At 68.1% G+C, this 23,461-nt stretch carries 21 protein-coding genes and 2 riboswitches; of the genes, 9 read left to right on the top strand and 12 right to left on the bottom strand.

The window, feature by feature from the left end; translation table 11 throughout:
- The 3 genes from QUV18_RS03085 to QUV18_RS03075 are packed head-to-tail and all read right to left on the bottom strand — an operon-like array spanning position 1 to position 3,229.
- The gene (locus tag QUV18_RS03085) at positions 1 to 456 is read right to left on the bottom strand and encodes a DUF6173 family protein (RefSeq protein WP_300891952.1); all 456 of its coding nucleotides are present in this window, start codon (positions 454 to 456) and stop codon (positions 1 to 3) included.
- An 8-nt stretch (positions 457 to 464) separates the two neighbouring features.
- Positions 465 to 1,514: an MBL fold metallo-hydrolase gene (locus QUV18_RS03080; protein ID WP_300891950.1), complete on the bottom strand. Its 1,050-nt coding sequence runs from the start codon at positions 1,512 to 1,514 to the stop codon at positions 465 to 467.
- The gene (locus QUV18_RS03075) at positions 1,511 to 3,229 is read right to left on the bottom strand and encodes an acyl-CoA dehydrogenase (protein ID WP_300891949.1); all 1,719 of its coding nucleotides are present in this window, start codon (positions 3,227 to 3,229) and stop codon (positions 1,511 to 1,513) included. Before QUV18_RS03075 ends, QUV18_RS03080 begins: the two co-directional genes overlap by 4 nt.
- A gap of 136 nt (positions 3,230 to 3,365) precedes the next feature.
- Here QUV18_RS03075 and QUV18_RS03070 point away from each other — a divergent pair, with 136 nt between their 5' ends.
- The gene (locus tag QUV18_RS03070; protein WP_300891948.1) at positions 3,366 to 4,310 is read left to right on the top strand and encodes an L-threonylcarbamoyladenylate synthase; all 945 of its coding nucleotides are present in this window, start codon (positions 3,366 to 3,368) and stop codon (positions 4,308 to 4,310) included.
- A gap of 65 nt (positions 4,311 to 4,375) precedes the next feature.
- On the opposite strand, the gene QUV18_RS03065 is transcribed toward QUV18_RS03070, so the two are convergent.
- The gene (locus QUV18_RS03065) at positions 4,376 to 4,906 is read right to left on the bottom strand and encodes an invasion associated locus B family protein (protein WP_300891947.1); all 531 of its coding nucleotides are present in this window, start codon (positions 4,904 to 4,906) and stop codon (positions 4,376 to 4,378) included.
- A 208-nt stretch (positions 4,907 to 5,114) separates the two neighbouring features.
- Between QUV18_RS03065 and QUV18_RS03060 the strand changes: the two genes are divergently transcribed.
- The 3 genes from QUV18_RS03060 to QUV18_RS03050 all read left to right on the top strand — a co-directional run bounded on the left by QUV18_RS03060 (position 5,115) and on the right by QUV18_RS03050 (position 7,596).
- Positions 5,115 to 6,110: an asparaginase gene (locus QUV18_RS03060; RefSeq protein ID WP_300891946.1), complete on the top strand. Its 996-nt coding sequence runs from the start codon at positions 5,115 to 5,117 to the stop codon at positions 6,108 to 6,110.
- Positions 6,111 to 6,414: 304 nt separating this feature from the next.
- The gene (locus QUV18_RS03055; protein ID WP_300891945.1) at positions 6,415 to 6,675 is read left to right on the top strand and encodes an EF-hand domain-containing protein; all 261 of its coding nucleotides are present in this window, start codon (positions 6,415 to 6,417) and stop codon (positions 6,673 to 6,675) included.
- Between the two features lie 247 nt (positions 6,676 to 6,922).
- A riboswitch (FMN riboswitch) is annotated at positions 6,923 to 7,076 on the top strand.
- A 79-nt stretch (positions 7,077 to 7,155) separates the two neighbouring features.
- A complete protein-coding gene (locus QUV18_RS03050; protein ID WP_300891944.1) occupies positions 7,156 to 7,596 on the top strand; it encodes a 6,7-dimethyl-8-ribityllumazine synthase in 441 nt (146 codons plus the stop codon).
- Here QUV18_RS03050 and QUV18_RS03045 read toward each other — a convergent pair.
- The 5 genes from QUV18_RS03045 to QUV18_RS03025 form a co-directional block, all read right to left on the bottom strand.
- Positions 7,593 to 8,291, bottom strand: a complete 699-nt coding sequence (locus QUV18_RS03045) for an ATP-binding cassette domain-containing protein (RefSeq protein ID WP_300891943.1) — start codon at positions 8,289 to 8,291, stop codon at positions 7,593 to 7,595. The genes QUV18_RS03050 and QUV18_RS03045 overlap by 4 nt on opposite strands.
- On the bottom strand, positions 8,278 to 9,834 hold the full coding sequence (locus QUV18_RS03040; protein WP_300891942.1) for a thiamine/thiamine pyrophosphate ABC transporter permease ThiP: 1,557 nt from the start codon (positions 9,832 to 9,834) through the stop codon (positions 8,278 to 8,280). Before QUV18_RS03040 ends, QUV18_RS03045 begins: the two co-directional genes overlap by 14 nt.
- Positions 9,810 to 10,787, bottom strand: a complete 978-nt coding sequence (gene thiB / locus QUV18_RS03035) for a thiamine ABC transporter substrate binding subunit (RefSeq protein ID WP_300891940.1) — start codon at positions 10,785 to 10,787, stop codon at positions 9,810 to 9,812. The genes QUV18_RS03040 and thiB overlap by 25 nt, the downstream gene beginning before the upstream one ends.
- Positions 10,788 to 10,819: 32 nt before the next feature.
- Positions 10,820 to 10,932: riboswitch (TPP riboswitch) on the bottom strand.
- A gap of 100 nt (positions 10,933 to 11,032) precedes the next feature.
- Positions 11,033 to 11,368, bottom strand: a complete 336-nt coding sequence (locus QUV18_RS03030; RefSeq protein WP_300891938.1) for a YciI family protein — start codon at positions 11,366 to 11,368, stop codon at positions 11,033 to 11,035.
- A gap of 551 nt (positions 11,369 to 11,919) precedes the next feature.
- The gene (locus tag QUV18_RS03025) at positions 11,920 to 14,004 is read right to left on the bottom strand and encodes a response regulator (protein WP_300891936.1); all 2,085 of its coding nucleotides are present in this window, start codon (positions 14,002 to 14,004) and stop codon (positions 11,920 to 11,922) included.
- A 174-nt stretch (positions 14,005 to 14,178) separates the two neighbouring features.
- On the opposite strand from QUV18_RS03025, the gene QUV18_RS03020 reads away from it, so the two are divergent.
- Positions 14,179 to 15,267: a Hint domain-containing protein gene (locus QUV18_RS03020; protein WP_300891934.1), complete on the top strand. Its 1,089-nt coding sequence runs from the start codon at positions 14,179 to 14,181 to the stop codon at positions 15,265 to 15,267.
- 548 nt (positions 15,268 to 15,815) lie between these two features.
- On the opposite strand, the gene serB is transcribed toward QUV18_RS03020, so the two are convergent.
- Positions 15,816 to 16,682: a phosphoserine phosphatase SerB gene (gene serB / locus QUV18_RS03015; RefSeq protein WP_300891931.1), complete on the bottom strand. Its 867-nt coding sequence runs from the start codon at positions 16,680 to 16,682 to the stop codon at positions 15,816 to 15,818.
- Positions 16,683 to 16,753: 71 nt separating this feature from the next.
- The gene (locus tag QUV18_RS03010) at positions 16,754 to 17,611 is read right to left on the bottom strand and encodes a c-type cytochrome (RefSeq protein ID WP_300891929.1); all 858 of its coding nucleotides are present in this window, start codon (positions 17,609 to 17,611) and stop codon (positions 16,754 to 16,756) included.
- A gap of 276 nt (positions 17,612 to 17,887) precedes the next feature.
- Between QUV18_RS03010 and QUV18_RS03005 the strand changes: the two genes are divergently transcribed.
- The gene (locus tag QUV18_RS03005; RefSeq protein WP_300891926.1) at positions 17,888 to 19,042 is read left to right on the top strand and encodes a phosphoserine transaminase; all 1,155 of its coding nucleotides are present in this window, start codon (positions 17,888 to 17,890) and stop codon (positions 19,040 to 19,042) included.
- A gap of 90 nt (positions 19,043 to 19,132) precedes the next feature.
- Positions 19,133 to 20,728, top strand: a complete 1,596-nt coding sequence (gene serA, locus QUV18_RS03000) for a phosphoglycerate dehydrogenase (RefSeq protein WP_300891924.1) — start codon at positions 19,133 to 19,135, stop codon at positions 20,726 to 20,728.
- Positions 20,729 to 20,833: 105 nt separating this feature from the next.
- Here the strand turns inward: serA and QUV18_RS02995 are convergent, their stop codons facing one another.
- Positions 20,834 to 21,205 carry a hypothetical protein gene (locus tag QUV18_RS02995; protein ID WP_300891923.1) on the bottom strand — a complete coding sequence of 124 codons (372 nt, stop codon included), beginning with the start codon at positions 21,203 to 21,205 and terminating at the stop codon, positions 20,834 to 20,836.
- 176 nt (positions 21,206 to 21,381) lie between these two features.
- On the opposite strand from QUV18_RS02995, the gene QUV18_RS02990 reads away from it, so the two are divergent.
- Positions 21,382 to 22,074, top strand: a complete 693-nt coding sequence (locus QUV18_RS02990; RefSeq protein WP_300891921.1) for a metallophosphoesterase family protein — start codon at positions 21,382 to 21,384, stop codon at positions 22,072 to 22,074.
- A gap of 85 nt (positions 22,075 to 22,159) precedes the next feature.
- Positions 22,160 to 23,335, top strand: coding sequence for an acetyl-CoA C-acyltransferase family protein (locus tag QUV18_RS02985; protein ID WP_300891918.1), 1,176 nt, complete (start codon positions 22,160 to 22,162; stop codon positions 23,333 to 23,335).
- Positions 23,336 to 23,461: the final 126 nt, after the last annotated feature.

Here is a 23,461-nt window from a genome sequence, read left to right as displayed (position 1 = left end):
TCAGGCGGTTTCGAGGTCTTCCACCAGGCGGAAGCCGATGCGGTTGGGTTCGACGTGGTCGATCTTCTTCGGCAGGGCCCGCAGCATGACGCTGAGCTGGGTGACGTGCTGGATGAGCTGGGTTTTCACGCCGCCCGCGTCGCTGCCGTAGAAGGTGACGATGTCGGGGTCGAAAAAGCCCATCCCCTCGATCCGGATGACGCCGGTGTCGCCGCCGGCGAAGCCGATGGCGATCTCGTGCTCGTTGTCGAGGGTCTTCTCGAAGTTCTGGATGTAGAGGATCAGCCGTTCATAGGCCCACTGCGCCTCGCTTTTTTCCTTGACGGGGGTGAGCCGGACGCCCTCGGTCACGTCGCGCCCGCCCTTGCAGGTTTCGGGGTCGGCATGGACCTCGTGACAGCGCGGGATGGCGGCGTCTTCGGCGGCTTCGGCCGCGGTTCTGATCTCGTCGTCCATGTGTCTGCTCACTCCGGGCTGCTCTGCCAAAGCCAGGCGCCATCGTCGCGGCGGCGGCGCGTGATTTCGCCAGCGTGGTGGAGATGATTGAGATGTGCAACCGTCTCGACCAATGCAAGCCCGTAGATGCCCGCGTCGATCGGGCGCTTGAAGAGCGGGGGGAAGCATTCGGCGGCGGTGCGGGGCTCGGCCAGGTGGGCGCGGAGGCGGTCGAGCGCGCCGTGGTGGTTCTCGATGAGCTGGCGCATCCGCATGGGCAGGCCGAGGAAGGGCCGCTTGTGCCCGCTGAGGACGAGGTGATGTTCACGGGCGAGCGAGCGGAAGCGGCCGCAGGCTTCCAGCCAGTCGGCGACGGGGTCGGCCTCGGGCTCGGTAGGATGGACGCCGATATTGGGGCTGATGGAGGAGATGATCTGGTCGCCGGCGATGACGAGATTGTCGTCGCGGCTCCAAAGCGTGAGGTGTTCGGGGGCGTGGCCGTTGCCGATATGGATGTCCCACTTGCGGCCGCCGGCGCGGAGCGTGTCGCCTTCCTTGACGCGGGTGTAGCCCACCGGCAGGGGGTGGCAGACATCGGCGAAGTTGAAAGGGCGTTCGGCCTTGCGGGTCTCGTAGATCTCGGGGTCCATGCCGGCGGCGCGCCAGAAGTCGAGCGCCTGCGGGGTAGGCTTTTCCTCGGTGTCGAGGATCAGCATCCGGGAGAAGAGCCAGGCGGTGCGGGTGGTGATCAGCTCGGCCCCGAAACGCTCCATCAGCCAGCCCACCATGCCGACGTGATCGGGGTGGTGGTGGGTGAGGATGATGCGCGAGACGGGTTTGCCCCTGAGCGGCCCGGTGAGCAGGCCCTCCCACAAGGCGACGCTGTGGTCGGTCTTCATGCCCGTATCGACGAGCGTCCAGCTGTCGCCGTCGTCGAGCGCGTAGACGTTGACGTGGTCGAGCGCCATCGGCAGGGGCAGCCGGATCCAGAGCACGCCCGGCGCCACCTCGAGGGCGGCACCGTTCTCTGGCGGATCCGGAAAGGGGTAGCGCAGGGTCTGGTTCGGGCCGTCCGTCATGCGACGAGGTCGTCCGGTGTCAGCGCGTAGAGGTCGTCGGCCCCGGCGGTGGCATGGGCGATGTGGCCCGCGTGCTCTGGCAGGAGGCGCTTGATGTAGAACCGCGCGAGCCGCGTGCGCTTGCCCTCGCCGCCCTCGGCCTGGGCGGCGCAGAGGTGGAAATGGCCGCCGAGCACCCGCGCCCAGGCCCGCAGGAAGGGGACGGAGCCGGCAAAGCGGTCGGTCATGTTCTTTTGCGACACCATCCACTCGGTCGCCTCGCGGAGGGATTCGGTGGCGTTCCACACCGGCTCGGCCAGCTCGGGCAGGGTGCTCCGCGCGCTTTCGGCGTGGCGCTCGATCTCGTCGAGGAGGGCATAGGCGGCCTCGCCCCCGTCCATCAGCTTGCGGCCGGCAAGGTCCATCGACTGGATGCCGTTGGTGCCCTCGTAGATGGCGGTGACGCGGACGTCGCGGGCATACTGGGCGGCGCCGGTTTCCTCGATGTAACCCATGCCGCCATGCACCTGGATGCCGAGATCACTGACCGCGATGCCGGTGTCGGTGCCGAAGGCCTTGGTGATGGGCGTGAGGAAGGCGGCGCGGGCGGCCCAGTCGGGCTTGCCGGTGGCGTGGGCCATGTCGATCGCCACGGCATTGGCCAGCGCGATGGCGCGGGCGGCGGCGGTTTCGGCCTTCATGGTGGTCAGCATCCGGCGCACGTCGGCGTGGTCGATGATGGTGCCGGCGCCGTTCTCGACGGGCGTCTTGCCCTGGCTGCGCTCCTGGGCGTAGGCCATGGCGTGTTGCAGCGCGCCCTCGGCCGCGCCGATGCCCTGGACGCCGACGCCGAGGCGGGCGTTGTTCATCATGGTGAACATGCAGCGCATGCCGTCATGTTCCTTGCCGATGAGCCAGCCCCTGGCGCCGTCATACTGCATGACGGCGGTCGGGCTGCCATGCAGGCCCATCTTGTGTTCGAGGCTGACGACCTTGAGATCGTTGGCCTTGCCGGGAGCGCCGTTTTCGTCGGGGATGTACTTGGGCACGAGGAACAGGCTGATCCCCTTGGTGCCGGGCACACCGTCGGGCAGACGGGCGAGGACGAGGTGGCAGACGTTCTCGGTGAAGTCGTTGTCGCCCCAGCTGATGTAGATCTTCTGCCCGGTGATGGCGTAGGAGCCGTCATCGTTGGGCTCGGCCCGGGTGCGGAGCGCGCCCACGTCGCTGCCGGCCTGCGCCTCGGTCAGGTTCATTGTGCCGGACCATTCGCCGGAGATGAGCTTGGGCAGGTAGGTTTCGCGAATCGCGTCGCTGGCGTGGTTTTCCAGTGCCTCGATCTGGCCTTGGGTCATCAGCGGGTTGAGTTGCAGGCTGAGGCAGGCGCCGCTCATCATCTCGTTCACGGCGGTGGTGACGGCCATGGGCAGGCCCATGCCGCCGTTCTCCTGAGAGGCGGAGATCGAGACCCAGCCGCCCTCGGCGATGGCCTTGTACCCTTCGTCGAAGCCGGGGCTGGTGCGGACGACGCCGTTTTCGAGCCGGGCGGGGTGCAGGTCGCCGTTGCGTTGCAGGGGGGCGAGCACCGCCTCGCACATGCGGCCGGCCTCCGTGAGGATGGCGGTGACCATGTCGGGGGTGGCGTCGGCGAAGCGTTCGGTGGCGGCGACGTCTTCGAGTTTCACGACGTGGGAAAACAGAAAATTGAATTCCTCGACAGGGGCGCGATAGGGCATCGGAAATCTCCTGATCTTGTCAGTTGCGGCGGCGCGGCGGCTTGGCTTCGCGCGCCGTGGCCTTTATGCAGTCGGCCAAGGCATAGCCTAGCGGGTGACGGACTTCCATCAATCAAAACGCCGCGTCAGACCGATCATGAACCAAGAGACCGCCCTTCTGACCGCCGACCCGAACGGGTACGCCCGCGCCGCCGAGTTGTTGCGGGGCGGAGAGCTTGTCGCCTTCCCGACGGAGACGGTTTACGGGCTGGGGGGCGATGCGACGAACGACATGGCGGTGGCGCGGATCTTCGAGGCGAAGGGGCGGCCGCGGTTCAACCCGCTGATCGTGCATGTGGACCGGATCGAGACGGTGCGGGACTACGTCGAGTGGTCGCACGCGGCGGAAGTTCTGGCGAGCGCGTTCTGGCCCGGCCCGCTGACATTGGTGCTGCCGATCAGGCCGGGGACGGGGATTTCGGGGCTGGTGACGGCAGGGCTGCCCTCGCTGGCGGTCAGGGTGCCGGCGAACCCGGTGGCGCGGGAATTGCTGAAGGCTTTCGGCGGGCCGGTGGCGGCGCCGTCGGCCAACCCATCGGGCCGGATCAGCCCGACGACGGCGGCGCATGTGGAGGCCGGGCTGGCCGGGCGGATCGCGGCGGTGCTTGATGGCGGGGCCTGTGACGTGGGGGTGGAATCGACCATCGTCGGGCTGACCGACGGGCCAATCCTGTTGCGCCCCGGCGGGTTGCCGGCAGAGGCGGTGGAGCAGGCGCTGGGCGAGGCGCTGGCGCGGCAAGGCGAGGGTGAGCCGGTGACAGCGCCGGGGCAGCTGGCCTCGCATTATGCGCCCGGCGCGATGGTGCGGCTTGAGGCCGAGAGGCGGGAGCCGGGGGAGGTGTTGCTGGGCTTCGGCCGGGTGGATTGCGACCTGAACCTGTCGGCGTCGGGCGACCTGACCGAGGCGGCGGCGAACCTTTTTGCGCATCTGCACGCGCTGGATGAAACGGGCAAGCCGATCGCGGTGTCGCCTATTCCCGAGCGGGGGTTGGGCCGGGCGATCAATGACCGGCTGCGCCGGGCCGCCGCGCCGCGGGATTAGAAAGGGCGCGTCACCGGAGGGGTGCGCGCCCTTGTGGGGTTGTGCTAGTGAAGCCCGTCAGGCCGTCACTGGCAGCGTTTCTCGGCCTCTTCGACCGCCGCGGTGAAGCCCAGCAGCGAGAAGGTATCTTTCGTGGTGGTGCCCCGGCTGGACCGCGCGGTGAGCACCGCGTCGGTGCCGCGCTTGAGGGCCGCGATGATCTTGGCATCGTCCGCCGTGCTGGCCGGCCACGCCCATTCGCCCTCGGTAAAGAGCTCGAACTCGGTGCCGCCGACATTAAGGTTGACGGTGGAGCCGGAGGCGAAGGGATAGCCGCCGGTGAAGGTGAGCTGGCCATCGACGCCGGCATCGGGACGGTAGAACGTCATCATCAGGATGTCGCCCCGCCGCACCGCGACGACGCGGCCATCCTTGGTATTGACCGTTTCGGTCGGCGAGGACACGGCCCAGCATTCGCGCGGATCGTTATCCTCGAACACGCTCCATGCCGTGTTCGCGGCGACCTGGTTGGTGCTTTCTTCCTGCGCAGCCACGCCGGTTGCAGTAGCTGCCAGCAGGGCGCCCGCCAAAAGGCGCAGGGCAGTCAGACGTCCCATCGGTGATCCCATTCTATCCAGCCTCCAAAGCTGTCCTTGGCCTCAAATTCTTCAGCCGCCCTTGCCGCTTACCGGATTTATCTTGCGGGTCGGCCGTTTTCCCTCGACATTGCAATATTAGCCTGAAAGTGGCGAGATATGAAAGGATCAATTGGCAAGTTTTCGCGCGCCCTCGCGAGGGTGTGAACCCTTGCCGGAAAGGCATGACATGAGCGGTGCGACCCCCCTGACCGAAATCTGGCGCGGTCCGCTGGCGGAAAGCCGGCATCTTGGCCACGCGGTGATCTGCGACGGCAAGGGCGAGATCGTGGAGGCGTGGGGCAATCCGGAGGAGCCGGTTCTGCCGCGCAGTTCCGCCAAGATGATCCAGGCGCTGCCGCTGGTGGAGAGCGGGGCGGCGGCGAAGCACGGGCTGAATGCCGAGCGGCTGGCGCTGGCCTGTGCCTCGCATAACGGGGCGTTCATGCATACGGAGCGGGTGAACGCTTGGCTGGCCGAGCTGGGATTGTCGGACGATGATTTCCGCTGCGGGCCGCAGATGCCGGATGACGAGGAGGCGCGGTACGGGTTGATCCGGGCACATGAGCAGCCCTGCCAGGTGCATAACAACTGTTCCGGCAAGCATGCCGGGTTCCTGACGCTGGCACGGCACATGGGCGCCGGGCCGGAGTATGTCGAGGCGGATCACCCGGTGCAGAGGGCCTGTCTCGCCGCCTTCGAGGAGGTGACGGGCGAGGCCAGCCCCGGCTACGGGATCGACGGGTGTTCGGCGCCGAACTTCATCACCACGGTGCATGGCATGGCCCGGGCGATGGCGCGGTTTGCCTGTGCCCAAGAGGGGGCGGATGCGCGGCAGAGCGCGCAGCACCGGCTGTGGCAGGCGATGGTGGCGCATCCGGAGCTTGTGGCGGGCGAGGGGCGGGCCTGTACCGGGTTGATGCGGGCCTGTACCGAGCCGGTGGCACTCAAGACAGGGGCGGAGGGATTCTTCGTCGCCATCCTGCCGAGCCGGGAGATGGGGATTGCCCTGAAGGTGGCCGACGGGGCGACGCGGGCGGCCGAGTGCACGATCGCGGCGCTGCTGGTGCGGCTGGGCGTGCTCGACCCGCTGCACCCGGCGGCGCGGCGGTACCTGAACGCGCCGATCTACAACCGCCGGGGGATCGAGACCGGGCGGATCAGACCGGTTGAGGGGTTGCTTTGACCTGTCGAGGGAAGCCGCCGGGCGTGTGCCAATTTCAACCCTAAGGGCGGTTGTTTCGCGCCTTGTCCGGTGCGGCCGACGGTTTCCGCCCATTAAGGCACGCCGCATCCGCAGGTTCCCGCCGTCCAGTTGCCGTAAAGGGGCCCGTGGCAATCTCCCGCTGACATGACAGACCGGTTTGGGCTCTTTCCCGCAGGTTCGGGGCCGGTTTCGTGATCGCCGCAGACAAGTGGCTTTCGGGTCACCATGTTCTGTGGACGAGAGCACCACTCTCGGAACGCAGAAACCGAAAAGGAACGATTTCATGTTCAAGAAACTGACATCTGCAGGCCTCATCCTCGCCTTGGTGGCACCGACCGCAGTACTTGCGGAGGAAGCCGAAGCGTCGATGGATGCCGACGGCGACGGCGCCGTGACCATGTCGGAATTCAACGAGGCGATGCCCGATGCGGGCACGGAAGTCTTCGCTGAAATCGATGCCGACGCGAACGGTGCCTTGAGCGAAGAGGAAATCTCGGCGGCGACCGAAGCGGGTGTGCTGCCGGACATGTCTTCTCGGGGCTAGGGTCACTTCGTTCCTCCTCCCGAGTTCCCGGAGAGGGTGTGCGGTCATGCTTGCAGGCGCGCCTAGCCCTGAGGCCGGTCAAGGACACCCCCAAATCCCGACCGGCGATTGGCAATAACCAGCCAGCGTCTGTGCAGCTACATCTGGTTTGACAGCGCTCCACTCCGGGTCGGATGCCGCGTCGCCACTGGCGGCGCGGCATCTTATTTCGGGGCTTGCCGCAAGGGCGGTTTTCCAACATCATCGACCACGTTCTCAGGGCGGGGTGCAATTCCCCACCGGCGGTAAGGGGCGCCTGCCCCAAGCCCGCGAGCGCACCGGGGCTTCATGGCTTCGGTGGTCAAGCAGATCCGGTGCGATTCCGGAGCCGACGGTGACAGTCCGGATGGAAGAGAACGCCGGGTTTCAGGGGTCTGCCCCTGCCTTTCCCGTCGTCCTGCGCCTTGGGTGAGAAGTGTCGATGATGGAAAGGAGCACCCCATGACACGCACCCGATACGCCTTTATCAAGGCCAACTGGCACGCCGAGATCGTCGATCAGGCGCTGGCCGGTTTCTGTGAGCTTATCCCCGAAAGCGAGGTGGATGTCTTCGACGTGCCCGGCGCGTTCGAGATGCCGCTTCTGGCACGCGACCTGGCCCGGACGGGGCGCTATGCCGCCGTGGCGGCGGCGGCCTTCGTGGTGGATGGCGGGATATACCGGCATGACTTCGTGGCGCAGGCCGTGGTGGACGGGCTGATGCGGGCGGGGATGGACAGCGACGTGCCGGTATTGTCGGTGTCGCTGACGCCGCACCAGTACCAGGAGACCGAGCATCACACCGCTATTTTCAAGGCGCATTTCGTCGAGAAGGGGCGGGAGGCGGCGAGGGCCGCGCTGATGATCGGCAAGACCCGCGAGGGGTTGAGCGCGGCGGCCTAGGCGTCACCCAGGTAGGCGCGCAAGGCCTCGGGCGGATCGGCGAAGAGCCGGTCCGTTGCCGCCGGGGGGTGGGCCTTGCCGTCTGTCACCAGGATCACCTCATCGGCGACGCGGCGGGCGTCGTCGGGCTCGTGGCTGACCATCAGTACGGTGGCGCCGGATTCGCGGGCCAGCTCCGCCACGAGGTCGAGCATCTCGGCCTTCAGCGCCGGGCCGAGGGCGGCGAAGGGTTCGTCGAGCAGGAAAATCTCGCGGTGCTGCACCATGAGGCGGGCCAGGGCCACGCGCGCCCGCTGGCCGCCGGAAAGGGCGCCGGGCTTGCGGGGGCCGAGCCCCTCGAGGCCGACGCGGGTAAGGGCGGCGTCGATGCGGGTCTTGTCTTCGGTCGAGAGGCGGAGGCGGGGGTCGATGCCGAGGCCGACGTTCTGGGCGGCGGTCAGGTGGGGGAAGAGGTTGCCGTCCTGAAAGAGCATGGCGACGGGGCGCTTGCCGGGCTCGGTGTCGGACAAGGGGTTAGCGTTCCAGTAGATTTCGCCCGAGGTCAGGGGCAGGAAGCCGGCGACGCCTTCGAGCAGGGTGGTCTTGCCGCCGCCGGAGGGGCCGATCACCGCGACGATCCGCCCGGTATAGACCGAGAGATCGGCGGCGAGGTGGAAACCGCCATTGTCGATGGTGCAATCGTCAAATTTCAGCATGGTGGCGGCCTCCCTTGTCGAGAAGCCAGAAGGTGCCGACCGAGAGGAGGAGAAGCAAGAGCGCGCCGCCCGCCGCCGCCTCCATCTGGTAGGAGCCCATGAGGCGGTAGATCTGGAGGGGGAGGGTGGCGATGTCGGGGTCGGCGAAGAGGGTGATGACGCCGAGATCGCCGATGGAAAGGGCCATGCCGAGCCCGGCGGCGAAGCCGATCTGCGCCCGCATCCGGGGCAGGAAGACCCGCCAGAGGAAGGGGCCGTGCGCCATGTTCAGCGATAGGCCGAGCTTGCCATAGCGCTCGACGATGTCGCGGGCGCGGGGGACGAGGATGCGCATGGCGAAGGGCAGCGACATCAGGGCGTTGACCAGGGCGGTGACGGGCAGGGCCAGCAGGAACGGGTCGGCGATGGGGCGGATCAGGATGAAGAGCCCGGTGCCGATGACGAGGGGGGAGGCGGCGAGGCCGAGGAGGCCCGCGAGTTCGATGGCGGTATGGCGGCCGGTGGCGATGGCGGCGGACATGGGCAGGGCGGCGAGGAGGAGGAGCGCGGTGGAGGCGGTGGCGACGAGGAGGGAGACGCCGGCGGCCTTCCAGACGACGAAGGGCAGGCCCGCAAAGCCGGGCACGCCCGAGGCGACGATGGCCCCGAGCGGGAGCAGCAGGAAGGCTGCTGCGAGGGCGATCCAGACCGCGTCGGTCGTTCTCGCCAAGGTCGTGCGCCCGTCCCAACGTCTTAACGAACGGTCAAGGCCGGTGCCGAATCCGGTGCCTTGCGCCAGTCGAATCGCCACCATCGCGGCGCCCGTGGCGAGCAGGATCTGCAGACCCGACAGCAATGCCGCGCGGCCAAGGTCGAATTCAAACCTGAAGGCCTGGTAAATGCCGAGTTCTATGGTGGTCGCTTTCGGCCCGCCGCCGAGGGTGAGGGCGACCGCGAAGCTGGTGAGGCAGATGGCGAAGACCACGGCCAGCGCGCCGGGGATGACCTGGCGCAGGAGGGGCCATTCGATAAGGCGGAACATGGCGGGCGCGTCGAAGCCAAGCTGGGCGGCGAGGCGGAAGCGTTCGGCGGGCACCTCCTGCCACCCCTGGAGGATCAGGCGGGTGGCCAGCGGCAGGTTGAGGAAGACATGGGCGAGCACGACCCCGTGCAGCCCGTAGATGCGGATCGGGTCGAGGCCGAAGAGGCCGAGAAGCTGGCTGATCAGGCCGGCGCGGCCGAAGACCTCGAGCAGGCCGAGGATGGCGACGATCACCGGCAGGATGAAGGGCACGCCGAGAAGGGCGATGAGGGCCGAGCGCCCGGCGAAGCGGCGGCGTGCGAGGGCGCGGGCCACGGGGATGGCGAGGCCCACGCTGAAGAGGGCCGAGAGGGTGGCCTGCAGCAGGGTGAAGCGCACCGCCGCCCAGTCGGCGGCGGAGAGGCCGCCGCCGGGTTCGGCCCGCCATGCCACGGCGGCCAGCGTGCCGAGGACCAGCGCGGCGATGCAGGCCGCCGCGCCGATGCCGGGGCGCGCGCTTACTGGCTGAGCGCGGTCTGCCACTCGGACAGCGCCTCGTCACGGATGGCGGCGGCGTCCTCGGAGGACATGAGGAGCGATTTCTCCGGCGTGATCAGGGTGTCGAAGCCGTCTGCCAGCCCGTCCTCCGGCATGACGGCGGGGTACATCCAGTTGGTCGTGGGGATGATCGACTGGAAGGCGTCGGAGACCATGAATTGCAGGAACTGGTCGGCGAGCTCGGGCTGGTCTGTGCCGGCCAGCTTGGCGGCCACTTCGACCTGCATGTAATGGCCCTCGTCGAAGGGGGCGGCGGCCTTGGTGTCATCCTCTTCCGCGATCAGGTGATAGGCGGGGGAGGTGGTGTAGGAAAGCACCATGTCGGCCTCGCCTTCCATGAAGAGGCCGTAGGCTTCGGACCAGCCTTTCGTCACGGTGACGATGTTGTCGGAGAGGCCCTCCCAGATCTCGGGCGCCTCGTCGCCATAGGCGGATTTAACCCACAAGAGCAGGCCGAGGCCGGGGGTGGAGGAGCGGGGATCCTGTATCAGGATGGTCTGGTCGCTGTCGGCCAGTTCGCGGAAGCTTTTCGGCGCGTCGGTGCCGGCCTCGTGGATGAAGGCGAAATAGCCCCAGTCGTAGGGGACGAAGACCGGGTCGTCCCACGTGACGGGCATGTCGTAGGTGGCGTCGACCGAGTGTTCGGCGAAGAGGCCGGTTTCCTTGGCGGCGGCGGTCAGGTTGGTGTCGAGGCCGAGCACGATGTCGGCGTCGGAGCGTTCGCCCTCGAGGCGGACGCGGGCGAGGAGCGCCGCGCCATCCTCGACGCCGACGAGCTTGAGGTCGCAGTCACAGACCTCCTCGAACGCCGCCTCGACCTTGGGGCCGGGGCCCCATTCGGCGACGAAACTGTCATAGGTATAGACGGTCAGTTCCGGTGTCTGGGCCGTGGCGGCCGTGGCACTCAGAATTGCCGCTGCAAATGCAAGATGCTTCATGTCATCCTCCTTTGCGGCGCGAGGGCAAGGGCGGATGCGACCTTTACCTTCCCTCCGCCGGTTCTAGCCGGTTCAGGTTCAACGGGTTTGCCGGTGGCATCTCAGCCCATGGGCCATTGGCCCACGGGCACCCCGAGGTAGGCTGGAAACTAGGGCCAGCGGAGGGGGAAGGCAAGGGGGGCCAGGGGCGCCGGGGCGCCACTGGCCAATGTTCGGGGCCAGTGATCGGGGGCCGGGTTTGCGGATCAGGCGGCGGTGGCGGGCGTCTCGGACGACTCGCCGATGGGCGCGACCTCGACCGAGCCGCCGTTGGCGAGGATCGGGCAGCCCTTGGCGATCTCGCAGGCGGTCTCGATATCCTCGGCCTCGACGATGGTGTAGCCGGCGAGCGGATTCGTGCCGCCATTGTGGGCGATGCCGGCGGCGCGGACGGTCTTGGACCAGCCGACGGGGCCGCCCTCGTCGAGGCAGGCCTGCCCCATGACGTTGCGCCAGTCCTGCCAGCGGGCCTGTTCCTCCTGCTCGGAAATCCCGGATTCTGCAGCGTTTCCGCCGTGATAGGCGAAAATGTATTTCGGCATATCGTGCTCCTCCTCTTGCGGTTCGAGGGGGCAGGATACCACGGCGGGGGGCGGAGATTCAGGGCAGCGGCCGGAAGAAGGGGTTAACGGCCATATTTTGCTGGGGAATGGACGTCGGTATCACGTCGGTATTCTGTCGGTATCGCGTCGGTGCGGGGGTCTGTGAAGGCGTTGGTTGATGTGGCGGGCGGTGCGCAACACGCTGGATCTTGTGGGGGGCGCAACGGGGGGTGGTGGTCCGGTGTCGGCCCCGAGCCATTCTCGACGTCGCCCCGCCGGGTGAGCGCCGGCCCGTGGGGAGGCGCTGCAACGGGGGGGATGGCAGTTTATGGTGCCGCGTACTTCCTACCTGACAACGGCGCTCGACGCTTGCCAAAGCGCCTGCCCGCCCGGACGGGCCGGCGCTCGCCCGGCGGCCTTCGGCCTCGATTCCGGGCGTGTGGTATGCCGAGCCGATGCACTCGATCCGTCCCGGCCTTCGAGCCGGGACCTTGGGCCGGCGGAGGCCCCGGGTCAGGCCCGGGGCGGGGTGTGCAACTTGTCGGGCGGTCTCAGCTTTCGGTGCCGTTTTCCGGGTCGGGCGCCGGGGCGGACGAGCGGCCGACGATGGTGCGCAGGGTGCGGACGTCGATCGGTTTCTGCAGGAAGGGCAGGCCGGCCAGCGCAGCGATCTCCTCGCGCTGGGTGGCGGAGGCGAAGCCGGACATCAGGATCACCTCGATATCCGGGTAGCGCTGGCGGATGCGGGCGGCGAGGTGGTGGCCCTGCATCTCGCCCGGCATGACGATATCGGTCAGCACGACCTCGGGGAGCGGGCCGGCCTCGAGCGTTTCGAGCGCCCTGGCCGCGTTCAGGGCCACCCGCACGGTGTGGCCGGCGCGTTCGAGCTGGGTGGCCATGACGCGGGTGAGCGCCTCGTCGTCGTCGACGATCAGCACGCCGCGGGGCGTGGTGGTGAGCGTCGTGGTCTCGGCGGTGTCGGCGGGTTCGGCCGCGCCCCGGGCGGGCGCGGGGCAGGTCGTGGCCGTGGCGGCGGGGAAGGCCATGGCGACCAGCGTGCCGCTTCCCGGCGCCGAGTCGATCCGCAGCCCGCCCCCGGATTGGCGGCAGAAGCCGGCGACGGTGGACAGGCCCAGCCCCGTGCCCTCGCCCACCTTCTTGGTGGTGAAGAACGGCTCGGTGGCCAGTTCCGCCACTTCCGGGGTCATGCCGGTGCCGGTATCCTCGATGGCGAGGGTGGCGTAGGTGCCGGAGGGCAGGGTTTCGCTGCCGTGGAAGCCGGTGACCGCGGCGCCCTCGAGATGTTCGCGCCGGCCGGAAACGCGGATCTCGCCGCCCTCGGGGAGGGCGTCGCGGGCGTTGATCAGGACGTTGAGCACCGCCTGCTGCAGCGCCGCCGGGTCGAGCCGGGCGGAGAGGCCGGGGGTGTCGAACGCCCGCGTGATGGTGATGTTGGCCGGGCAGACCCGGCGGAACATGGCAATGGCGGTCTCGACCTCGGTTTCGAGGTCGGTGAGGACCGGGCGAAGCTGTGACTTGCGGCCATAGGCGAGGAGCTGGCGGGTCAGGTCGGCGGCGCGGTTGGAGGCGCCGATCGCCTCGGACAGGTAGGTGCGGTGCATCTTCCTGTCGGGGTCCTCGTCGAGCAGTTCGAGGTTGCCGAGGATGACGTTGAGCGTGTTGTTGAAGTCATGCGCCACGCCGCCCACCAGCTTGCCCAGCGCGGCGACCTTTTCCGAGCGGGCGGCGGCGAGCTCGGTCTGCTGGCGCTGCATCTCGCTTCGGAGATAGGCGGCCTCGGCCTCGGTGCTGCGGCGTTCGGCGCGGTTGGTGAGGTGGGCGAAGCCGATCACCGCGGAGACCGTGCAGAAGATGATCATGAAGGTGAGCATGGCGAGGCGGAACTCGATCGTCATGATGTTGCGCTCGACCGCCTCGGCCACGACGAGGGCGAAGAAGAGCGGCACGATGATCGCCACGGGCAGGACGCGGCGGGCCATGCGGCTGCCCGGCTCCTGCGAGAGCAGCACCTCGATCCAGCCGCGGCCGGGCTCGGTGAGCAGGAGCGCGATGAAGAGCAGCACATGCCCCAGCGCCGTGTGCAGCGCCATCATGGTGTAGAGCGGGTTGTGGAACAGGGTCTGCGCGCCGAAGACGTAGCCGATCAGCGGGATGAAGGCGACGACCAGCCCGGTGGTGTCGACCACGACCGAGGCCGTGCCGATGCGCAGGGCGCGCAACAGCAGGCTGAGCCCCAGCAGCGTGGCGCAGAGGGCGCTGGCCAGTGACATGCCGTCGAACCCGCGGTGCGGGTCGGGGGTGAGGCCGATGGTCTGTTCGAGAAGGATGAAAGCGAAGATCGCCGCCGCCGCCAGCAGGGCCAGCAGCGCCGGCGCGCCGATCAGCAGGGCCGCCGCGCCGAGCCCGCCGGCCAGCAGGGTAAGGGCGGTGGCGGGGACCATGGCCGGCAGGCCCGGCGCGATGCGGCGGAGCCAGTCGACCTCGAACCCCCAGCCGAAGACCAGCACCAGCGCCGCACCGAGCGCGGCCACGGTCGCGAGGAAGAGGCCGAGACGAGGCGGGTCGATGGCGTGGAAGCCATGGATCGACCCTCCGTCATGTGCTTGGTTCGCCACCGTATTTCCCGCCATCGAGGAACAATTCATCAAAGTGTACATCCTAAACGGTCTCAGAGAAACCCGTTGCGCGGAGGGCGGTTAATGCACCGGTGGCGGTGATTTGGGCAATTAGGCGCATCTTAAACCGGCAAGGGTAGGTCTTCCCCGTGTTTGCAGGACCGGGAGCGCGATATGCCGACGATTGCCGTCTACGACTGGAGCGTGGTGAGCCATGACGGGGCGCTGACCGCCGAACAGCTCACGAGTGACGACCATGCCAACGACCCGGCCTCGGAGAATTACGACCCGGGCCGGACGAGCTGGACCGGGGTGACCTATACCTATACCGGCGCGCCGCCCGTGCAGATCGTCGTCTCCGACGATGACGGCAGTTTCGATGACGGTATGAACGATACCGGGGCGGGCCAGGTGCTGATGGAACCGGTGACGGTGAACGGTGTGACCTACCCCGCGGGCACGCCGGTGGAGAACGAGTTCGCGCTGATCCAGGACGGGTTCATCGAGGTCTACGTGCTGCGGCTGGGGGACGACAATATCGGTTTCGTGCCGGCCTCGGACCTGCCTGAGCCGTTTCCGGGGGCGCAGTTCAGCCCCACCGCAAGCCGCGACGGGCTGGCCGAGAACAGCGGTGACGGGGGCACGAACGAGGAGGCGTACAACAATGTCATCTGCTTCGGCGCCGGGGTGCGGATTGCCACGCCGGGAGGTGACGTGCGGGCCGGGGCGTTGCGCGCGGGAGACATGGTGCTGACGGTGGATCACGGGCCGCAGGCGTTGATCTGGACCGGCCGGCGGGAAGTGGTGTTTTCCGGCCCCGACGACCGGCGGCGCCCGGTCAGGATCGGGGCCGGGGCGCTGGGCGAGGGGCAGCCGGGGCGCGATGTCCTGGTCTCGCCCCAGCACCGGGTGCTGGTCGGGGAGGGTTGCCGCACTGGGAGCGGTGCGCTGGGCCCGGCGCTGGGCCTGATGCGGTTGCCGGGGGTGTCGCGGGTGCGGGGGCGGCAAAAGCTGACCTACGTGCACCTGCTGCTGGCGCGGCACGAGTTGTTGTGGGCCGACGGGCTGGTCTGCGAGAGTTTCTTTCCGGGGCGGATGGCGCTGCGGCTGCTGGGGGCGGAGGACCGGGCGGAGGTGCTGGCGCTTTGGGGATTGTCGCGCGAGGGTGCCGGGCCGGAAAGGGCGGCGCGGCCGCTGCTGACCCGGCGGGAGACGGCGGCGCGGGTCGATGACGGTATGGGCCGGGTACTGGGGGTGGGGTAGGCGCGGTCTTTTGGGGTTGGCTTCGGTGGGACCGCAATAGGCGGGGCGAGTGCCGGTTCGCGGGGAGGCGTGGCTCTGTTCCGGGCGTGTGCCAGACGGCAAGGATAGCATGATTCTGCCGGCCCGTCCCGGCCTCCGAGCCGGGGCCTCGGCCGGTCAGGGGCCCCGGGTCAGGCCCGGGGCGGGTATGGTCGGCGGTCGGGCGGGGTGGGGGGCGGAAAATTGGAATTTTCCGGCCCGTTTTCTTCGAAGAAAACGGGCTCGTGCGCCCGGTTCGCCAGGCGAACTCTGTCCGCGCGTGGTCCTGCAGGAACTGGAGTGCCTTCCGGTCTTCGTGGCAATACACGTCATATTTGGCGGCGACCGAGGGTTTGGTGTGGAGGGCGGCGCCGGCCCGTCCCGGCCTCCGAGCCGGGACCTCGGCCGGTCAGGGGCCCCGGGTCAGGCCCGGGGCGGGTATGGTCGGCGGTCGGGCGGGGTGGGGGGCGGAAAATTGGAATTTTCCGGCCCGTTTTCTTCGAAGAAAACGGGCTGGCGCGCCCGACGGGTCAGGCGAAGTCGCTGCGCGCGTAGCCTTGCAGGAACAGGAGCGCCGTCAGGTCGCCGTGGTTGATGCGCACGTCGCATTGGGCGGCGACGGAGGGTTTGGCGTGGAGGGCGACGCCGGTGCCGGCCAGCTCGAGCATCCCGAGGTCGTTGGCGCCGTCGCCCACGGCGATGACGTCCGCCGGCGTGATCCCGAGGCGGGCGGTGATGTCGTGGAGCGCCTGCACCTTGGCGTCGCGGCCGAGGATGGGCTGGGCGACGTGGCCCGTCAGCGTGCCGTTCTCGATCAGGAGAGTGTTGGCACGGTTCTCGTGAAAGCCGAGCTCCTCGGCCACTTTCGCGGTGAAGTTGGTGAAGCCGCCGGAGACCAGCGCGGCATGGGCGCCGTGGGCCTTCATGGTCGAGAGCAGTTCGCGCCCGCCGGGCATGTAGGTGATGCGGGAGGCGAGCACCTCGGCGATGACGGTCTCGGGCAGGCCCTTGAGCAGGGCGACGCGCTCGGTCAGCGCGCCTTCGAAGTCCAGCTCGCCGTTCATGGCGCGGGCGGTGATGTCGCGGACATGGGGGCCGACGCCGGCTTCCTCGGCCAGCTCGTCGATGCATTCCTGCTGGATCATGGTGCTGTCCATGTCGGCCAGCAGCATCTTCTTGGCGCGGTTTTCGGCCGGTTGAATGACGAGGTCGGTCGCGCCCTTCTGGAGGTCGTCCCACACTTCCCAGCGGTTGCCGGGGAGCGCCTCCATCGGGAATTCGGCGGCCTCGTCGGGGGAAAGCCACTGCGCGTTGCCGCCGCCCCACGCGTTGCGCAGGCTGTCGACGAGCGCGGGCTGCAGCGTGCCGCGCGGGGCGATCAGGGTGGCGATGTACATTGGGCGGCCCTCCGTCGGTTCAGGTGTCGGTGCGGGATAGACCACAGGCACCGGCGGAGGGCCAGCGGGTTTTAGCTGCCGCCCGTTTCGGCGTCGGGCAGGGGCGGCAGGGTGCGCAGGTAGAGGATGAGGGCGGACAGATCGTCCCCGGTCATCTTCGCGAGGTAGCGGTAGGGCATGGGCGGCATCATCGGCGCGCCGTCGGGGCGCTGGCCCCTGGTGATCATGCCGGCGAGATCGGCGTCGGAATACTCGGCCAGCCCGTCGGCATGGCTGGTGAGGTTGGGCGCGACGGAGATGCCCCACGGCCCCTCGAAGGCAAAGCCGCCGCGGCCGAGCTCGTCATGCAGCAGTGCCCCTTGCGGCCCGCGCGGGGTGTGGCAGTCGACGCAATGGGCCACCGCGCTGGCGAGGTAGGCGCCGTATTCGGCCGTCACGCCGCGGGGGATGTCGGCGACGGACTCGACCGGCGGGCCCCAGGCCGGCGGCAGGGGGATGCGGTATTCGGAGGCGGCCATGGTGTTCTCGACCGCCGGTACGGTGCGGAGATAGGCGACGATGGCGGCGAGGTCGGTATCGGAGAGGTCGCGGTACATCTCGAACGGCATCGGCGGGCCGATCAGCGAGCCGTCGGGGCGCAGGCCCTCGCGGATGGCGCGGGCGAGCTCGGCATCGCTCCACCCGGCGACGGGACCGCCGGGGGTGATGTTGGGCGCGCGGGCGGTGAACTCGGGCAGCTCGATGACGAGGCGGCCGGCGAGGGCCTGGCCCGGCAGGGGCTGGCCCGCCTGGTCGATGGGCGAGTGGCAGTTGCCGCAGCCGGCGGGGCCTTCGACGAGGTAGGCGCCGCGTTCCTCGGGGGTTTCGGCGGTGACGGCGAGGGGACAGGTGGAAAGGGCAAGCGTGGCAATGAGCGCGGAAAGACGCATCTGGCTGATCCTGATGGTCCGGGCCCCGGTTTTCCTTTCACGAGTCGGGGCGGGCGGACGTTGCGTTGACGTGGCGGCAGCCTAGCAGGTCGGCACCCGTGCTCTGGCCGGATTGCGACGCGGCGGTTTCCGATCGGAACCGAAAGCGTCGCAAATCGACATCAAACCGGCGCTGGGGGGCGATTTCTGCGCTTGCAAAGGCGCGCGAAGGGTCTTACCCCTTGCCGTGGGACACCCCTCCCCAACGAGGGGCGCTTATCTGGAAGGGTAGCAAAAATGGCTATTTCGCAACCGGCAACGCGGCCGGGTAATCCGCGTTTCTCCTCTGGCCCCTGTGCCAAACCCCCCGTTTTCAAGCTCGAGAACCTGAAGGACGCGCCGCTGGGCCGCTCTCACCGTGCCGGTGTGGGCAAGGCCAAGCTGAAGGCCGCCATCGAAGGCACGCGCGAGGTTCTGGGCATTCCGGAAGACTACAAGATCGGCATCGTGCCGGCGTCGGATACCGGCGCGGTGGAAATGGCGATGTGGAACCTGCTGGGCGAGCGCAAGGTCGAGATGCTGGCCTGGGAAAGCTTCGGCTCGGGCTGGGTCACGGACGTGGTCAAGCAGCTGAAACTCGATGCCGAGGTGAAGACCGCCGAGTATGGCGAGATCGTCGACCTCGACAGTGTCGATACCGACAATGACGTGGTGTTCACCTGGAACGGCACGACGAGCGGCGTTCGGGTGCCGAATGGCGACTGGATCAAGGAAGATCGCGCCGGGCTAACGATTTGCGACGCTACTTCGGCGGCGTTTGCGCAGCACCTGCCCTGGGACAAGCTGGATGTGACCACGTTCAGCTGGCAGAAGGTCCTGGGCGGCGAGGCCGCGCATGGCATGCTGATCCTGAGCCCGCGGGCGGTGGAGCGGCTGGAAAGCTACACCCCGGCCTGGCCGCTGCCGAAGATCTTCCGGCTGACCAAGGGCGGCAAGCTGATCGACGGCATCTTCGAGGGCGCGACGATCAACACGCCGTCGATGCTGGCGGTCGAGGATTACCTGCTGGCGCTCGACTGGGCGCGGGACGTGGGTGGCATGGAGGGGCTGCGCGAGCGGGCCTATGCCAACCTTGCCGCGGTGCAGAGCTTCGTGGCCGAGAATGACTGGATCGCGTTCCTTGCGAAGGACCCGGCGATCCGGTCGAACACGTCGGTCTGCCTGAAGTTCACCGACGACCGGATCAAGGACGGTGCCGGCTTCGCCAAGGCCGTGGCCAAGCGGCTGGAGGCGGAAGAGGTGGCGTTCGACATCGGGTCGTACCGCGATGCGCCGGCCGGCCTGCGCATCTGGTGCGGTGGCACGGTGGAGACATCGGATGTCGTCGCGTTGATGCCGTGGATCAAGTGGGCCTTCGAGGCCGAGATCGAGGCGTTGTCAGAGACGGCGTGATAGTGGGTTTTCACCCACCCTACGGCGGCGTAGGGTGGGGCCTGCCCCCCCAATTGCTCAATACATTCTCAATCTAAAGGACCAGGAAAAATGGCTCCCAAGGTACTTGTTTCCGACAAGCTGTCGGACACCGCAGTTCAGATCTTCCGCGACCGGGGGATCGATGTCGACTTCATGCCCGACCTGGGCAAGGACAAGGACAAGCTGGCCGAGGTGATCGGCGACTATGACGGCCTTGCCATCCGCTCGGCCACCAAGGTGACGGCGAAGCTTCTCGAGAACGCCACGAACCTGAAGGTGATCGGCCGGGCCGGGATCGGCACCGACAATGTCGACAAGGAGGCCGCGTCGAAAAAGGGCATCATCGTGATGAACACGCCCTACGGCAACATGATCACCACGGCCGAGCACGCCATCGCGATGATGTTCTCGGTTGCCCGCCAGATCCCCGAGGCGAGCGCCTCGACCCAGGCCGGGAAATGGGAGAAGTCGAAGTTCATGGGCGTCGAGCTGACCGGCAAGACGCTGGGCGTGATCGGTGCCGGGAATATCGGTGGCATCGTGTGCGACCGGGCGCGCGGGCTGAAGATGAAGGTGGTGGCCTATGACCCGTTCCTGAGCCAGGAGAAGGCCGACAAGATGGGCGTCGAGAAGGCCGAGCTGGACGAGCTGCTGAAGCGGGCGGATTTCGTCACGCTGCACGTGCCGCTGACGGATCAGACCAGGAATATCCTGTCCCGCGAGAACATGGAGAAGATGAAGAAGGGCGCGCGCGTCATCAACTGTGCCCGTGGCGGGCTGGTCGACGAGGAGGCGCTGGCCGATCTCATCAAGTCGGGCCATATCGGCGCTGCCGCCTTCGACGTGTTCACGGTGGAGCCGGCGACGGAGAACCCGCTCTTCGGCCTGCCCAACGTGGTTTGCACGCCGCACCTAGGCGCCGCGACGACCGAGGCGCAGGAGAACGTGGCGCTGCAGGTGGCCGAGCAGATGTCGGATTACCTTCTGACGGGCGCCGTGAGCAACGCGCTCAACATGCCGTCGGTGACCGCCGAGGAAGCCAAGGTGATGGGCCCGTGGATCAAGCTGTCGGATCACCTGGGCGGGTTCATCGGGCAGATGACGGACGAGCCGATCAAGGCGATCAACATCCTGTATGACGGTGTGGTGGCCGACATGAACCTCGAGGCGCTGACCTGTTCGGCGGTGGCGGGGATCATGAAATCGGTGAACCCCGAGGTGAACATGGTCTCCGCGCCCTTGATGGCGAAGGAGAAGGGCGTGAAGATCTCGACCACAAGGCAGGACAAGTCGGGCGCCTTCGAGGGGTATATCAAGCTGACGGTGGTGACCGACAAGCGGGAGCGGTCGATCGGGGGCACGGTGTTCTCGGACGGGAAGCCGCGGTTCATCCAGATCAAGGGGATCAACATCGATGCCGAGATCGGGGCGCACATGCTCTACACCACCAACAAGGACGAGCCGGGGATCATCGGCACGCTGGGCAACACCATGGGCGAGAACGGCGTGAACATCGCCAACTTCACGCTGGGCCGGTCGGCGGCAGGGGGCGAGGCGATTGCGCTTCTTTACGTGGATGCGCCGGTGGGCAAGGACGTGATCGCCAAGCTGCACGAGACGGGCAAGTTCCAGCAGATCGCGCCGTTGCAGTTCGACGTGGCCTGACGGGGTTTCGTCATTGGACGAGGGAAACGCCGCCTTTCGGGGCGGCGTTTTCTTGTCGGTGAAGGGGCGGGCCCTGCGCGGCTCTTCGGGCACCCCGTGCCTCTCCTACCCCGCGTGCGCCCCGCGCAGGACGACCACGAGAAACGACAGCATCCCCAGCGCCGAGGTGATCGAGCCGGCGATGGCGAAGGCGGGGGTGCCGCCCTGGATGGCCAGCGCGATGCCGGGGACCATCAGGGCGAGCCCCGCGACCGACAACAGGAAATGCAGCCGGGGCAGGAGCCCCACATCGGCGCCCGGCACCGCGTGGTAGTAGAAGGCAAAAACCGAGAAGGCCACGAACCCCAGCAGGTTGAGATGGCCGTGGGCGGGGGAGAGCGAGTGATCCTCGATCCCCGACATGTAGAGGCCCCAGCTCATCCCCGCGAGCGCCGCGACGAGGCCGAGCACCATGAACCAGAGCGCCAGTCCGTTCATTTTTCTGCTATCTCCGTGTCTTCCCCCGCGCGGCAGACTGCGACATAACGCGACGTAAGGAAACCCGTGAGGGGCGGGTTGCCGGGAAGTGCGACCGCCATGCCATACCCTTTCGATGAGGGGGCCGTGCGCCGAACCGGGTTGCGCCGCGCTGCGAGACCGGCCACCAATGGCGCATGAGCATACTCGCCATCCCCGATATCCACGGCTACCGGTCCGAGCTTGACCGCGTGCTGGCGCTGGCCGACGCGCAGTGCGGCGCGGAGGCCAGGATCGTCTTTCTCGGCGACCTGACCGACCGGGGGCCGGACAGCCGGGGGGTGATTGACCGGCTGATCGAAGGGCTGGAGGCGGGGCGCGACTGGGTCGTGCTGCGCGGCAACCATGACCAGATGTTCCTCGATTTCCTGCGTGGTCCGGGGCCGGGGGCGCGGTGGCTGAACGGGAATATCGGCGGGTCGGAGACGCTGCGCTCCTACGGTGCGGCCGAGGCGATGGCGGCGGGTGACTGGCTGGCGGCGGCGGATTGCGTGCCGAGGGCCCACCGCGAGTTCCTGGCCGGGCTGCCCTTCAGCCACGAGACGGAGGCGCAGTTCTTCGTGCATGCGGGCATCCGCCCCGGCGTGCCGCTGGACGTGCAGGAGATCGACGACCTGCTGTGGATCCGGCAGGAGTTTCACGGCGACACGCGTGACCATGGCAAGCTGATCGTGCATGGCCACACGCCCGTCGAGCGGCCCGCGCATTACGGCAACCGGATCAACCTCGATGCCGGGGCGGGGTTCGGGCGGCCGCTCAACGTGGCCGAGATCGAGGGGCGCGAGGCCTGGCTGCTGACGGCGGAGGGACGGGTGCCGCTTACGCCCTGACCGGGGTGCGACGCGAGGGTCTGTTTGCGTCCGGCATCCTGCAGTATACCGTGGGCAACAACATCGAATCCTGCAGGAGATTCCCATGACCGACATCGTTCTTCTCGACGGCGCGCGTACCGCCATCGGCACTTTCGGCGGATCGCTGGCCGGCACGCCGCCGACCGCGCTGGGCGCGCATGTGGCCAAGGCCGCGATGGAGCGTTCGGGCGTCGAGCCGGGGCAGATCGGGCACGTGGTTTACGGCAATGTCATCAATACCGAACCGCGCGACATGTACCTGTCGCGGGTGGCGATGATCGAGGCGGGTATTCCCGACACCACGCCCGCGATGAACGTCAACCGGCTGTGCGGGTCGGGCGCGCAGGCCATCGTGTCGGTGGTTCAGGCGCTGATGCTGGGCGATGCCGAGTTCGGGCTGGCCGGCGGGGCCGAGAACATGAGCCGGTCGCCCTTCATCATCCCCGATCAGCGCTGGGGCGCGAAGATGGGTGATGTGCGCACGCTCGACATGATGCTGGGCGCGCTGAACTGTCCGTTCGGGACGGGGCACATGGGGGTGACCGCAGAGAACGTGGCGGGCGAGCATGACGTGAGCCGCGAGGACCAGGATGCGTTCGCGCTGGAAAGCCAGAACCGGGCGGCGAAGGCCATCGAGGAGGGCTATTTCAAGTCGCAGATCGCGCCGATCGAGGTAAAGGTGAAGCGCGACATGGTGCCGTTCGAGACGGATGAGCACCCCAAGCCGACCACCGCCGAGGGGCTGGCCGGGCTGCGGCCGGCGTTCCAGAAGGATGGCAGCGTGACGGCGGGCAACGCCAGCGGCATCAACGATGGCGCGGCGGCCGTGGTGCTGGCGCGGGCGGAGGCGGCCGAGAAGGCCGGGCTGAAGCCCAAGGCGCGCGTGCTGGGCTATGCCGTGGCGGGCGTGCGGCCCGAGGTGATGGGCATCGGCCCGGTACCGGCGGTCGAGAAGCTGATGGAGAAGACGGGGCTGAAGGCGGGCGATTTCGACGTGGTGGAATCGAACGAGGCCTTCGCCGCGCAGGCGATTGCCGTGAACAAGGGGCTGGGGCTGGACCCGGCCAAGGTGAACCCGAATGGCGGGGCGATTGCGCTGGGGCACCCTGTCGGGGCGACGGGGGCAATCCTGACGGTGAAGGCGTTGTACGAGCTGGAGCGGATTGGCGGGAAGACGGCGCTCATTACCATGTGCATCGGCGGTGGCCAGGGGATCGCGCTGGCGATCGAGCGGCTTTAAGGGTTTCGCGCCGCGGGCCTGACCCGGGGCCTTACTCTTGTCGCCGAGGTCCCGGGCCGAGCCCGGGACGGGTGGAGAGAGATTTCTGGACAGGCGGCCTCGGATGGGTTTCCGGGGCCGTTTTTC

It is taken from the genome of Roseovarius sp. (assembly GCF_030373445.1).
Lineage (GTDB): Bacteria > Pseudomonadota > Alphaproteobacteria > Rhodobacterales > Rhodobacteraceae > Roseovarius.
Note: the sequence above shows the minus strand (reverse complement) of the source record. Positions and strands in the feature narration are given on the sequence as shown.